Genomic DNA, 14,758 nt, shown 5'->3' with positions numbered 1-14,758 from the left:
ACAATGATAACGTTTTCGATAACGCTCTCGCTTTTTTATTCAGAATAATCGTGGTTTTTTTTCGAAAGTTCTATTTTCTTTGAGGAATAAACCATTGTTACATTAACCAAAAAATTGTTACGTATGAAAAACCGTTTATCAAACGAATTATTCCTATTCTGTATGGGGATTATGTTTTTCCTCATTCTCCCGACAAGTGTGCAGGCACAGATCGGGAAACTGAAAACCGGTATTGTTATAGATCAAACAACAAAAGAACCTCTGCCCGGAGTACTGGTTATTATAAAAGGGACACATAAAGGAACATCTACAGATGTAGATGGTAAGTATACCATTGAAGCTGAAGACAATCAGTTCTTGGTGTTTACACTACTTGGTTATAAAACGAAGGAGATACAGGCAAACAACTCATTGGAAATGAAAATTGAACTGGAATCTACTTCTCATGATCTGGAAGAGGTTGTTGTTACAGCTTTAGGTATAAGCAGACAGACTAAGACTCTATCTTATTCTACACAGAAGTTATCAGGCAGTGATGTCAACGAAGTAAGAGATAACAGTTCGAACATTCTGAGTAGTTTATCCGGTAAAGTGTCCGGAGCTGTGGTAACTACTGCCGCAACCGGCCCCGGCGCAGCCGCAAGGGTAGTGCTCAGGGGGAACCGTTCAATCAGTGGAAACAATACAGCTTTGATAGTAGTAGACGGAGTAGTATTCGACAACTCATCGCCAGGACAGGCCACAGGTACTACATACAACTATGGAACAAGCGATGGTGCCGTAAATATAAATCCGGACGATGTAGAATCTATAAACGTACTGAAAGGACCTTCTGCCGCTGCATTATATGGCAGCAGGGCAGCTAATGGAGCTATTATTATAACAACAAAACAAGGAAAAGAAGGGCGTTTCACAATAGATTATAATGGAGGAATCTCTTTTGACACACCTAACCTCTTAATGAAGTTCCAGAATACTTACGGTAGAGGTAATGGCGGAGTTGCATCCGCTACCGCAGGAGAGAGCTGGGGAGAAAAAGCAACAACATATCCCGATAATGTCAAAGATTTCTTCGAAAACGCCTTCTCTATGAACAACTCTATAAGTATGTATGGAGGGACAAAACAGCTTCAAGGATTTGTCTCATACACAAATAACCATATTGAAGGAATTGTTCCGGGTAATGAAATGAAAAGAAATACGGTAAACCTAAGAGTAAATACCAATTTTCATCCTAAACTCACTACAGACACAAAAATCACTTATATAAAACAATCTATCGACAACCGTCCAAGATTGGGTGATGCAGGAACTCCCCTCGAAGCATACATTATGCCGAGAGATATGAGCAGAGATGAACTAAACGATTATGAAACAATAAATCCGGCTAACGGACAGCCTATCCGCAAATACTGGACTACATCGTCTATCTACGACAATCCATACTGGAGTACAAACAGGACTTCTGTAAACGAAATGAGGAATAGAATAACCGTATTGGGCAGTGCCAAATATCAGTTGCTAGACTGGTTGAGTATTCAAGGACGAGTGAGCTACGACAGATACGATGACAAAACTGACGGATCATTTTATGACGGAACCGTTTCGCTAGGAGACGTAAAAGCTGGCGGTAAGTATTATGAAACAAGATCAGAATATTGGGAACGAAATTTTGACGCACTATTGTCAGGACAAAATACAATAACAGAAAATTTTAGTATCAATTACAATTTGGGAACAAGTACACTGAAAAGGAAATATTCAACTGTACAAGACATGGCAAATGGATTGTCTATTCCAAATAAGTTTAGCTTAGCTGCTGCTACAACTCCGGCTTTCCTTATTGTCGACGGTTACGAAAGAATGCTGAATTCAGTATATGGAAATATACAATTTGATCTGAATCGTTACTTATTTCTCGATGTAACAGCTCGCAACGACTGGTCTTCAACTCTTCCATCTCCGCACAGCTATTTCTATCCTTCAGTAGGTATATCGGGAGTAATTTCCGATATGATTAAACTACCAGACTGGATTAGCTTTGGTAAGGTTAGAGCATCATATACACAAGTGGGTAACGATCCTGATCCATATCTATTAAAACAGCGTTACAAGTTTGCATTAGGAGCCAACCAAGGATTTATTTTCCGTGATTCTAATAAGTCTATTGCTGATCTTAAACCGGAGAAAACTAAATCGTTCGAAATAGGTCTGGATTGGAGATTCCTGAACAATCGTCTTACATTGGATGCTACAGTATATAAAAGTAATACGATCAACCAGCTGTTATATGTTGGTCTCCCTATGGCCAGTGGATATAGCCGCCGCTACATAAATGCAGGAGACATAGAAAACAAAGGTCTTGAAATACAACTGGGAGGCAGACCGATAGAAACTAAAAACTTTTCTTGGAATACAACAATTAATTTTTCTACCAATAGCAACAAAGTAAAAGAATTAGCACCTAACACTACTCAGACTAATATTACAGACAATACAAAATATGCAACTGTAATAGTAAAAGAAGGTAGTGCATATGGAGATCTGTATGGCACCAAATGGAAAAGAGACCAATCTACAGGCAAATATATAGTAGATAGCAAAGGGTTACCTGTAACCGAAACAAATCAGAAATTAGGAAACTTCAATCCTGATTGCATGCTGAGCTGGTCTAATAGCTTCAATTATAAAAATATTAAGCTTTCGTTCCTTATAGATGCCCGCATAGGAGGTGAAATGGTTTCGGGAACAGATGCATACCTTGCTGCATACGGCTTGGCTGACTATACTGAAAAACACCGCGAAGGAGGTCTCGTCCTCGATGCTGTCTATGCTGATGGAACACCAAATACAACAGCCATAACATCACAACAACTATGGACAACTGTATCACAAAATGGACGCGATGCATGGGGCGAATTTTTTACATACGATATGACAAATGTAAGACTTCGTGAAGTTATGGTAAGCTACGATTTCAAACTAAAGCCATCTTTCCTCATCAGATCGGCACAAGTATCATTGAATGCCCGCAATCTCTTTTTCTTTTATCGTGGAAAATCTAAATTGGATATTCCCGGTATAGGAAAGAAAGACAACCCTGTCGATCCTGACGCTTCATTAGGTGCTGGAAATTATCAGGGTGTTGAGTTAGGATTACCTCCTGTAAATCGCACATTTGGCCTCAATGTAAAATTAACTTTCTAATACAAAATGATTATGAAAAAACATATAATACTTTTCTTGTCGATATTCGCCTTCATAGGCTGTACAGGAAACTTTGACGAGATCAATACAGACCGTAACAATCTGACAGAAGTAGGACAACGGGAAATGCCATTCATGTTTGCCAAAGCCCAATCTTCATCTGCTATGAACAGAAGTTTTTATCAGACAGTTCAGAATCTGGGAGCCGACCTTTACTCACAGTATTTTGCTCTTGCCAGTACCTCTTTTTCTACCGACAGATATGTACTCGTTCCCGATTGGCAGCGTCGATTCTGGACAGTGGTATATGTAGATACCGCTCCTCAATTAAAAGCAATACAAGATGCTTCTGCCGAAAACTCAGGAGAACGTGCTCTTGCCGACATCCTTTGGGTATATACTTTCCATCGTCTTACAGACCATTTCGGGCCAATTCCATATTTTGATGCAGCAAAGGCTCAAGATGTAATAGCATATAATCCTATGAAAGATATATATGATGATTTTTTCAAGAAGTTGGATAATGCGGTCAACATACTCAATTCTCTCGAAAGCGGTACTACCGTATTTAAAGGATATGAATTAATGTACAACGGAGACATCGCCAAATGGAAAGCATTCGCTAATACACTAAGATTGAGGCTCGCTTTACGTATTTCGAAAGTGGATGCAAATAGAGCTAAAACAGAAGCAGAAGCAGCAGTTGCATCGGGAGTATTGACAGCGAATGCCCAAAACGCATTCATTACAAAAGCTCAGGCGGGTAATGACACAAATGGTTTGTCGCAAGTAGCTGCATGGAACGAGTTTGCAATGAGTTCAACTATGGCTTCTTATCTGAAAGGGTATCAGGATCCACGCCTTGCTGTATATTTTCAGCCTAATGTAACAGACGGAACATATACGAGCCTACGCAATGGACTTTCTACAACTGCTCTAGGTCTTGCCAGAAACAAACCGGCTCAAAATTCTAATGTAGGAACATACTGGGCAGTACAAAATGCAGATAAGACATTCAGCCCCAACCTTACTGCATCATTTCACATAATGTGTTGTGCAGAAGCATATTTTCTTCGTGCAGAAGGTGCTCTGAATGGATGGAGCATGCAGGGGACAGCACAAAGCCTATATGAAGAAGGAATAAAACAAAGTATGCAACAATGGGGCATAGGCTTGGAAAGTAACTCTACCGTTATCGCTAATTATATTGCATCAACAAATACTCCTGTAGCTCCCGGAGACAGTGAAAACTCTCCGGCTGTAGCAACAACTTCTATCAAATGGGCATCGACAGTTGCCGAGCAAAGAAAACAAATAGGTACACAAAAGTGGTTGGCAATATATCCTAACGGAATGGAAGCTTGGGCTGAATTCAGACGAACAGGTTATCCTACCATGTACCCTATTGTTCAGGCTGACAATTCTCTACTCCCTGCCGGAACATTTATAAAAAGGCTACCATTCCCTCTAACAGAAGCAGCAAACAATGCAGCAGAATTGGCAAAAGGACAAGCTCTACTAGGCGGAGCGGATAATGTAGCCACACCTCTATGGTGGGATGTAGACTAACCGATAGGAGAACTTATAAAACAACGGTAAAATTAAAATAAGAATGAAAAAGCAATTGAGAAATATCATTTTGTGTACACTATCTCTATTAATAACAGGGGCAGTAAAAAGTCAGCATGCTTATCCAAAAGTTTTTTCATCAAAATCATCAGACAAAGTAGCACTTAGTCTTCGCGAACTAGCGAAGACTAAGTCTTGCTGTCACCTGATTACAGATACTAACAAATTTGAGCAAAATAGAGATTCTCTTTTACAATCTATCAAAAGCTATACAGGAGTTACCTTCAACAGAGATTTAGATTTGGATATGCAAATCACAGGCACAACTTCGATGAATGGCTTCCGTATAGAAAACATTATATTCCAATCTCAACCCGGAATATATGTAACAGCAAATCTGTATATTCCCGAAGGTAAAGGCCCTTTTCCGGCAGTAGTGAATATGCACGGACATTGGCCAGATGCCAAACGAACAGAAATAACACAAACAACAGCACAACTCTTAGCTATGAATGGCTATGTATGTATTAATCTTGATGCATGGGGTGCAGGAGAAAGAGGAACAAACCATGAGCACGAATATCATGGATCAAGTTTAGGAGCATCCCTTCTCAATATAGGAAAAACTTTGCTAGGACTGCAACTTACCGATAACATAAGAGCTGTCGATCTACTATGCTCTTTACCATATGTACAAAAACAAAATATAGGGGCAACAGGTGCAAGCGGAGGCGGAAACCAAACCATGTGGCTGAGTGCCGTCGATAATAGGATAAAAGCTGCCGTTCCGGTAGTAAGCGTGGGCAGTTTCGAATCGTATATAATGAATAGTAATTGTGTTTGCGAACTTCTACCTCATGGACTTACTTTTACAGAAGAAGACGCTGTTCTATCATTAATTGCACCTCGGGCATTAAAAATATTGAACGGAATGAATGATGCGAACCCCTCTTTTTCGCATATACAAATGCTTAAAAGCTATTCAGGAGCTAAAAAAGTTTATGAGTCGCAGAACAAAAGCGAAAATATCGACTATCAGCTATTCAACACCGGACACGGATACTGGCCCGAAATGCAACTTGCAATGCTGAATTGGTTCAATAAAAACCTTAAAGAAGCCCCTTCTAAAAATATTCGCGGTTTGGAAGAAGTAAAAATATTACCTATAGAGACTTTAGCGACAATAAACGAAAAGAACAAAGACAGAATCGTTACAACAGAAGAATATTGCAAGCAAAGAGGACGCGAACTAAAAGAAAAGTTTAAGAAAGAGAAAAAGATAAATGCACCCAGCAAAAGAGACCAACTTAGAAACATACTTGGAGTAAAGGATAAAGAAATACGCAAATTACATACCTTATCACCTGAACTATCGTGGAATAAAGCAATTATAGAAACAACCGAAGGAAAACTAATTCCTATTTTATACAAACAACCTTCAGAAGGGAAAGAATATACCATTTTCTGCCATCCGGCAGGAAAGGATAGCATACCTCAATCGCTATTAGACTCGAACGGAAGCCGAGGGGCTATTCTTGTAGACTTGTGGGGAACAGGAGAAAATTCATCGGAAGAAGCATCCCGCATAGATGGTGCTTTACCTGCATTTCATACACTATCTCGATCTTACTTGTGGCTCGGTGAAACAATCATAGGCACATGGGTAGAAGAATTGCAGCTAGTTACAGAATTTGCTACAGAGACTCTGAATGCCAAAACTATACAGATAAATGCTGAAAAAGAAGGTGCAATCGCAGCATTACTTTGTGCGACTCTCAATCTTAATAGCTATAGCCTTATACTTAGACATGTACCAGTGAGCTATATTTTCGATAACAGGCAACATGTCGATTTTTATAATATGTCGGTACATATTCCCAGATTTTTAAAATGGGGAGATATATCTCTAGCTGTAGCTCTTTCTAATTCTTCGGTGCAAATATCAAACCCGTTATCCATGTCGGGGAGGGCATTAAGTTCAACAGAGAAAGAACAATACGCGGCAGAATATAAATCGATAATCGCAAAAACAAATAGTACAACCAAGTACTCAATAGAATAGAAAGAATTAAGCCTGCATAAATTACAGGAATAAAACAATAAATAGCTCATAGAGCTTAAAACAAATAGAAGGATGGCAATAAGTAGAAGAAACTTTTTAAAGGCGGCAGGCTTTACAGGAGCAGCCCTTGTTACCGGATGCACCCCAACGGGAAAGACATCTGGTACAGACCCAAAAGCTCAGAGCGAAGCATTGGGCAATATCCTTAGCGAGGCACAGAAAACGCACGCTCAAATATTCAATATGTCGGGCTATTGCGCGCCTAAAATAGAAAATGTCCGCATCGGATTTATAGGTACGGGCAACAGAGGATCGGCTGCCGTAGAACGCATGAGCTACATAGAAGGGGTAAACATAAAAGCGATATGCGATGTGCGTCCCGAAAAGGCTCAAGCTGCTAAAGAGCGAATTAAGACAACCGGGCATGAAGCCATCTTGTACACCGATGGCGACGAAGACTGGATGAATGTGTGTAAAAGAGACGATATTGATCTCATCTATCTCTGTACTCACTGGGAACTGCACGCCCCTATTGCCATATACGCAATGGAGCAAGGCAAGCATGTGGCCTTGGAGGTTCCTGCCGCCACAACTGTAGAAGACTGCTGGAAACTGGTGGAAACATCAGAAAAAACAAAGAAGCATTGTGTAATACTCGAAAACTGCTGCTATGACTTCTTCGAACTACTAACCCTGAATATGGCAAGACAAGGATTTTTCGGAGAACTGATACACTGCGAAGGCGCATACATTCACGATATACTCGAAAGTTTTGTGAATAAAGAAAAAAGATATGACTACTGGCGCTTAAAAGAGAATGCTGTACGAAACGGAAACCTATATCCTACTCACGGACTTGGTCCTGTATGCCAGATAATGAATATCAACAGGGGGGATAAAATGGAGTATTTGACCTCTATGGCTTCGAACGATTTCAACACCAACAATCTGGTAAAGGAAGCAGCAAAGAAAGATCCATACTTCAATCAATATATAGACAAACCGTTCAGGGGGAATATGAATACTACGACTATTCGTACCAAATTGGGGCGTACAATCCTGCTCCAGCACGATGTTACCTCTCCCCGCCCCTATTCACGCCTGCATACGGTAAGCGGAACTAAAGCTTTTGCACAGAAGTACCCATTGCCCGGTAAAATATCTATCGGACACGGAGGCTTTTTGCCGGAAGACGAATACGAAAAACTAAATAAACAATATACTCCGGCTATTATAAACAAAATAGGCGACCTCGCCCAAAAAGTAGGGGGACATGGAGGTATGGACTTTATGATGGACTGGCGTCTTATAGACTGTCTGCGCAACGGGCTACCTGTTGATATGGATGTATATGATGCCGCACTGTGGAGTGTGATGGGACCATTGAGCGAATGGTCGATAGCAAATCGCTCAAACTCTATCGAAATTCCCGATTTCACAAACGGATCGTGGGCAACAAACAAACCTGTCGACATATCTCTTGCTGTAGGCGGAACAACAGGCGTGCAGGAAAGCGCAATAAAAGGAAATACAAATCAAATAAACATTTAAAAAACATAAATATCGTGGACATAAGAATACTTAAAGACAAGTACGAGTTGGGAAAAGAAGCCGGCAAAGAGGCCGCAGCTATAATCCGTAAAACTATTGCCGACAATGGTTGTGCAAACGTTATATTAGCTACAGGCGCCAGCCAGTTCGAAATGCTGGAACAATTAGTTTCTGAAAAAGACATTGATTGGAGCAAGGTCAGAATATTTCACTTAGATGAATATATCGGACTGCCCGAAAGCCATAAAGCCAGTTTCAGAAAGTACCTGAAAGAGCGCTTTATAAACAAAGTAGGAAAACTACTCGAAGTGTATTTGATAAACGGAGATGCTGCCAATCCGCAAGAAGAATGTGACAAGCTGGGAGCTATCATTAAACAATATCCTATTGATATTGCCTTTGTAGGAATAGGCGAAAACGGACATCTGGCATTCAACGATCCTCCTGCCAACTTCGAAATCGAAGATCCATATCTGGTTGTCGACCTAGACGAGGTATGCCGAGCACAACAGATGGGAGAAGGCTGGTTTGCATCTATAAACGATGTGCCTAAACAAGCGATAAGCATGTCTATAAAACAAATGATGAAAGCTAAACGCATTATCTGTGCTGTACCAGACAAGAGAAAAGCACAGGCTGTAAGCGATTGTCTTACTTTACCTGTAAGCAACTTACACCCTTCCAGTATATTACAAAATCATCCTAATTGTATATTTTTTCTGGATTCGTCTTCAGCAGCATTATTGGACAAAAGATAAGGCTTATATTTACCTGATATAATTAAATAATAGAAAATTATTAATGAAACGAGAAATAGAGAAAGTAGACGTAGCATCGCTAAGTAAGAAAAACACATACATATCCATAGGGATAATCGGTATGATGTTTTTTATCTTCGGTTTCGTATCGTGGGTAAATGCAATACTTATTCCATATTTCAAGATAAGTTGCGAACTGACTAATTTTCAGTCCTATCTGGTAGCATTTGCATTTTACATATCTTATTTCGTAATGTCTATACCATCGTCAATTATACTCAAGAAAGTAGGATTCAAGAAAGGAATGATGATCGGATTCTGGATAATGGCTTTAGGCGCATTTATATTTGTACCTGCGGCATATACACGAACCTACTATATCTTTCTTGCCGGACTGTTTACTTTAGGTACAGGGCTGGCGATATTGCAAACGGCGGCAAACCCTTATATTACCATATTGGGGCCAATAGAAAGAGCTGCTCAGCGAATAAGTATAATGGGAATCTGCAACAAGGGTGCGGGAATATTAGCTCCTTTGGCTTTTTCGGCAGCTATATTACGTCCTACCGACGACTCCATGTTTGCGCAAATACCACTGATGGACGAGGTAACAAGAGCTGCGGCATTAGACGAACTGATACTCCGTGTTGTAATACCTTACACTGTTGTAGGTATAGTTCTGTTCCTTATAGGAGCTTTCATTCGCTTTTCGCCACTTCCCGAAATTGATACCGAACACGAAAGCGAAGAGGTGAGCAAAGCCAATTCGGGCAAACACAGTATTCTGCAATTTCCACATCTCATATTAGGTGCTATAGCTATATTCTTACATGTAGGTACACAGGTTATAGCCATTGATACTATCATAGGATATGCCTCATCAATGAATATGAATCTGCTCGAAGCGAAAGTATTTCCGTCCTATACGCTTACCTCGGCTATCATAGGATATATTGCAGGGATATTGCTTATTCCTAAAGTAATAACACAGAAGAAGATGCTAAAATTGTGTACCATACTTGGCCTATGCTTCACTTTACTCATATTATTTGCACACGGCCACGTAGGGTGGCTAAATCATGATGCTGATATATCTATCTGGTTTATAGTATGCCTGGGAGCACCTAACGCTTTGGTATGGGCAGGCATATGGCCTCTGGCTCTCGACGGGCTGGGAAGATATACCAAAGAAGGCTCGGCTCTCCTTATAATGGGGCTGTGCGGCAACGCTATACTTCCCCTTATCTACGGAGCATTGGCTGACCATTTTGATGTAAGAAGTGCATACTGGGTGCTATTCCCTTGTTATCTGTATCTTGTGTTTTACGCATTCAAAGGGCACAGCATAAAGAACTGGAAATTAAGAATATCTTAAAAAAAGTCTTATATGGAAAGGATTAAAATATATAATGGAAAGATTATAACACCGTATCGTCTCATCTCAAACGGAACGATAATAGTAGAGGATAGTAAAATAATCTCCATAACAGAGGGAAATATAGATACACAGGCGTCTTTGGAAATAGACGCTTGTGGAAACTACATCTCGCCGGGCTTTATAGATCTACATGTACATGGTGGAGGCGGAGCCGACTTTATGGATGGTGATGTAGATTCATTTCTTCAGGTTGCCAATACGCATGCACAGTACGGAACTACTGCTCTATCGCCGACAACCCTGACCAGCGAGGCATCGGATCTTATAACCACTTTCGAGAACTATGAAAAAGCTCTTAAACTGAATACAAAAGGAGCTCAATTTCTGGGAATACACCTCGAAGGACCTTATTTTGCAATGAACCAAAGAGGTGCGCAAGACCCGAGATATATACGAAATCCCGATCCCGAAGAATATTTAGAAATACTAAGTTCGTACAGCCACCTGATAAGCAGATGGAGTTCTGCTCCCGAACTACCGGGAACAACAGCCTTTGCAAAGGCTCTGGCACAATACAATGTATTACCTGCTATTGCCCATAGCGATGCCGTGTATGAAGATGTAGTAAAAGCTTTCGAAAATGGTTTTTCGCTGGTCACTCATCTCTATTCAGGCATGTCTGGGGTTACGCGGCGCAATGCACACCGATATGCAGGAGTAATAGAAAGCGCCTTTATAATAGATGAAATGGATGTAGAAGTGATTGCAGACGGGGTACATCTTCCGGCTCCTTTTCTCCAACTGATATATAAGATAAAAGGAGCCGAACATATTGCACTGGTAACAGATGCTATGCGTGGAGCTGGCATGGGAGAAGGAAAAAGTATACTCGGAGGCATTAAAAACGGTCTCGATGTAATAATTGAAGAGGGAGTTGCAAAACTTCCCGACAAGAGTTCCTTCGCAGGAAGTGTAGCCACTGCCGACCGACTGATAAGATCTATGACGAGATTGGGACAAGTACCTTTGCAGGAAGCTATAAAGATGATGACAGCAACTCCTGCCCGTATATTGGGGATAGATAAAACGAAGGGAAGCCTTGCCGAAGGGAAGGATGCGGACATTATCATTTTCGATGATAATATCACGATACAAAAAACAATAATAAAAGGAAATATTGTATTTGAGCGCTAAACAGCGGTTTAACGTTTTGTGGAATCTCTGACAATAAGGGTTCCGGGAAGTATTATTTGCCGGGGGAGCATCTTCTTATTTCGAATATGCTTAATAAGAAGATCGCAACTCTGTTTGCCGATGTCGAACGCAGGTTCTTCGATTGTAGACAATGACGGATCAACTATAGACGCCATAGGATCGTTGGTGAAACCTATTATACCAATGTCTTTTCCCACGTTCAAATGATTGCGCTTAGCCGCTACAATAGCCCCTACAGCCTTACGGTCATTTACAGCAAAGACAGCATCGGGACGATCGGTGAAAGCCAATAGTTTTTCCATATCGTCTTCTCCGCATTGCTGAGAAAAACCCGAATAGATAATCCAATCCTCACGCATCGGCATAGAATATTTTTTAAGAGCTTCTATGTACCCCTGCAACCTATTTTGAGTAAAGACTAAATGTTCGTTTCCTGCGATATGAGCTATTTTTTTATAGCCTCTTTCTATCAGATGTTCTGTAGCTTGAAATGCACCCTGAAAATCGTCTTGTAGCACCTTGGTACTATCTATTTCTTTAGGCACTCTATCGAAAAAGACAACAGGCACACCTTCATCTATCAGCGATTGGAAATGATCGGACATCACCGAATTGGAAGATATAGAAACCAGCAGTCCATCAAGACTTGTAACGGCTAGATCCTCTACCATATTCTGCTCTCGTTCAGCACTGTCGTTCGTTACCAGAAGAATAAGATTGAAGCCATTCTCATATGCTGTTTCCTGAATACCCGAAATAACTGTAGAGAAATAATAGTTGGTTATAAAAGGAATAACCACGGCAATGTTTTTAGAATTACCCGATGCCAAAGCAGATGCATGAACATTCGGCTTATAGTTAAGCTGCGAAACCAGATCGAGAACTTTTTTTCTTGTTTCGGGATTGATGTCATAGGTATCTCGCAAAGCCCGCGACACAGTGGCCACAGAGATATTCAACATTTGGGCAATGTCTTTTATTCTAACTGCTGTTTTTTTTCTCATGGGGGTCAACAAAATTGAAAAACTAGAAGTCTTGGCAACGTTACAATTACAAATATAATATATATAAACGTTTTTTTGCTATGCTACATTGTTTTACTAACAACAAAATTGTATTAAAATCTTAGTAACAACTTAGGCTAATCAATAAAATATCTTTCCACTTTTTAAATACTAAAAAAAATGATAAAAGAATTAAACAAACAAACCATAGAGAGAATAAAATATCCTGCAAAAATTCTTCAGTTTGGGGAAGGAAATTTCCTTCGCGCTTTTGTAGACTGGATGATAGATAAAGCTAACAATGCAGGCGTAATGAATCATGGGATAGTAGCCGTTCAGCCTATTGCACAAGGGCTTGCCAATAGTATGAAACAGCAAGACTGCCTGTATCACGTATATCTGGAAGGCATTAAAGAGAAAACTCCTATTAGAGAAATATCTCTAATACAATCTATACAAGATGCGATGAACCCATATGAGGAATACACTAAGTATAAGGAACTTTTCCTCAGCGAGGAATTAGAAATGATAATATCCAATACTACCGAGGCAGGCATACGCTACGAAGAAGGCGATGACCTGACAGCAGAACCGCCGAAATCATTTCCGGCAAAGATGACCGCATTATTATACGAGAGATTCAAAAAGTATCAGGGTGCAAAAGACAAAGGATTATTGATTATCTGCTGCGAACTGATAGAGAATAATGGCTCTACACTTCGCCAATATGTACTGCAACACGCAAAACACAATAAGCTCGAAGAAGGTTTTATAAATTGGGTTAATACCGCATGCCATTTCTATGATACGTTGGTAGACCGCATTGTAACAGGATTCCCTAAAGCAACCATAAATGAAGTAAAAGACGAGTTAGGTTACAATGACAATCTAGTGGTAAAAGGCGAATATTTCCATGTGTGGGCTATTGGCGGCGATCCTATTATAAAAGAAAAACTGCCTCTTGACAAGGCGGGATTGAATGTATTGTTTATGGACGACATCACGGCTTTCAGAAAGAAAAAGGTACGTATTCTTAATGGAGCACATACTGCAATGGTTCCTGTCGCCCTACAACTAGGTTGCAATACCGTACTGGATGCGTTCAGCGTTCCTCTTGTCGAAAAATATATAAACAAGATGATAGACACGGAAGTACTATCAGCAATAGAAGGAGACAAAGAAGAGTTAAGTTCTTTTGCCTCACAAATATTGGAAAGGTTCTATAATCCTTATATCGAGCATTTTTTGAAAGATATCTCTCTCAATTCGCTATCGAAATGGGAAACCAGAAATTTTCCTGCTCTGAAAGATAATTACGAACTCAATAATAAATTGTCCGAACTTACAGCTTTTTCCTTTGCAGCTCTACTTGTATTATATAGTGGTAGTAGCGAAATAGAATTTCAGCCATCTGACAATACGGAATTTATCAATTTCATTCAATCTTCATTCGACAGAAACAATCTCACCGAATGGGTAATCGGTATTGTCAATAACCGACAAATGTGGACAGAAAATTTATCGGAAATAGAGGGCTTCATTCCGTTTGTCTCGGCACAAGTGCAATTTATTTTAGATAATGGAATGCAACAAGCATTGCAGAAAGTTACAGAATAGGGAACCAGAACAATATCAAATATTTATCTATATAGAGCAAGTGTTTTATCAATAGATAAACGCAAAAAAAGAAAACAGAAGAAAAAGTGTACAACTTTGTCAGGTTTTAGTTAAAATCACACTTTATTTAAGAACTAATTCAGTAAAAAGCAATGAACAAATACATCAAGATATCGCCAACAGACAATGTCTGTGTGGCAATACAGGACCTCGCTAGCGGGGAAAAAATAAACATCGGAGATCAGCAGATAAACATACTAAACGATATACCAACAGGACATAAATTTGCTATAGAAGAGATAGCCGAAGGGCAGGATGTCATCAAGTACGGATATCCCATAGGACATGCAACCGCTGCAATACATACAGGTGAGCACGTACACACCCAGAACGTGAA

Annotated in this window: 10 protein-coding genes; 9 read left to right on the top strand and 1 reads right to left on the bottom strand. The window is 40.0% G+C overall.

Features of this window, described 5'->3' with window-relative positions; translation table 11 throughout:
• The first annotated feature begins 123 nt into the window (after positions 1–123).
• The 7 genes from BGC7_RS08725 to nagA all read left to right on the top strand — a co-directional run bounded on the left by BGC7_RS08725 (position 124) and on the right by nagA (position 11,719).
• Complete coding sequence (locus BGC7_RS08725; protein ID WP_050701203.1) at positions 124–3,207, top strand: SusC/RagA family TonB-linked outer membrane protein; 3,084 nt, start codon at positions 124–126, stop codon at positions 3,205–3,207.
• A 12-nt stretch (positions 3,208–3,219) separates the two neighbouring features.
• Positions 3,220–4,776, top strand: a complete 1,557-nt coding sequence (locus BGC7_RS08720; RefSeq protein WP_199318936.1) for a SusD/RagB family nutrient-binding outer membrane lipoprotein — start codon at positions 3,220–3,222, stop codon at positions 4,774–4,776.
• A 43-nt stretch (positions 4,777–4,819) separates the two neighbouring features.
• A complete protein-coding gene (locus BGC7_RS08715; protein WP_050701201.1) occupies positions 4,820–6,838 on the top strand; it encodes an alpha/beta hydrolase family protein in 2,019 nt (672 codons plus the stop codon).
• Between the two features lie 72 nt (positions 6,839–6,910).
• The gene (locus BGC7_RS08710) at positions 6,911–8,389 is read left to right on the top strand and encodes a Gfo/Idh/MocA family oxidoreductase (RefSeq protein ID WP_050701200.1); all 1,479 of its coding nucleotides are present in this window, start codon (positions 6,911–6,913) and stop codon (positions 8,387–8,389) included.
• A gap of 14 nt (positions 8,390–8,403) precedes the next feature.
• The gene (locus BGC7_RS08705; RefSeq protein WP_050701199.1) at positions 8,404–9,147 is read left to right on the top strand and encodes a glucosamine-6-phosphate deaminase; all 744 of its coding nucleotides are present in this window, start codon (positions 8,404–8,406) and stop codon (positions 9,145–9,147) included.
• Between the two features lie 43 nt (positions 9,148–9,190).
• The gene (locus BGC7_RS08700; RefSeq protein ID WP_050701198.1) at positions 9,191–10,522 is read left to right on the top strand and encodes a sugar MFS transporter; all 1,332 of its coding nucleotides are present in this window, start codon (positions 9,191–9,193) and stop codon (positions 10,520–10,522) included.
• Between the two features lie 12 nt (positions 10,523–10,534).
• On the top strand, positions 10,535–11,719 hold the full coding sequence (gene nagA, locus BGC7_RS08695; protein ID WP_050701197.1) for an N-acetylglucosamine-6-phosphate deacetylase: 1,185 nt from the start codon (positions 10,535–10,537) through the stop codon (positions 11,717–11,719).
• A gap of 8 nt (positions 11,720–11,727) precedes the next feature.
• Here the strand turns inward: nagA and BGC7_RS08690 are convergent, their stop codons facing one another.
• Positions 11,728–12,744, bottom strand: coding sequence for a LacI family DNA-binding transcriptional regulator (locus tag BGC7_RS08690; RefSeq protein WP_050701196.1), 1,017 nt, complete (start codon positions 12,742–12,744; stop codon positions 11,728–11,730).
• 180 nt (positions 12,745–12,924) lie between these two features.
• Here BGC7_RS08690 and BGC7_RS08685 point away from each other — a divergent pair, with 180 nt between their 5' ends.
• Positions 12,925–14,361, top strand: a complete 1,437-nt coding sequence (locus tag BGC7_RS08685) for a tagaturonate reductase (protein ID WP_050701195.1) — start codon at positions 12,925–12,927, stop codon at positions 14,359–14,361.
• Positions 14,362–14,555: 194 nt separating this feature from the next.
• Positions 14,556–14,758, top strand: a 203-nt coding sequence (locus tag BGC7_RS08680; RefSeq protein ID WP_255351462.1) for a UxaA family hydrolase, incomplete at its 3' end; no start/stop codon positions are given.

The sequence above is a fragment of the Dysgonomonas sp. BGC7 genome, from assembly GCF_001261735.1.
Taxonomy (GTDB): domain Bacteria; phylum Bacteroidota; class Bacteroidia; order Bacteroidales; family Dysgonomonadaceae; genus Dysgonomonas.
This window is presented reverse-complemented; position numbering and strand designations above follow the sequence as displayed.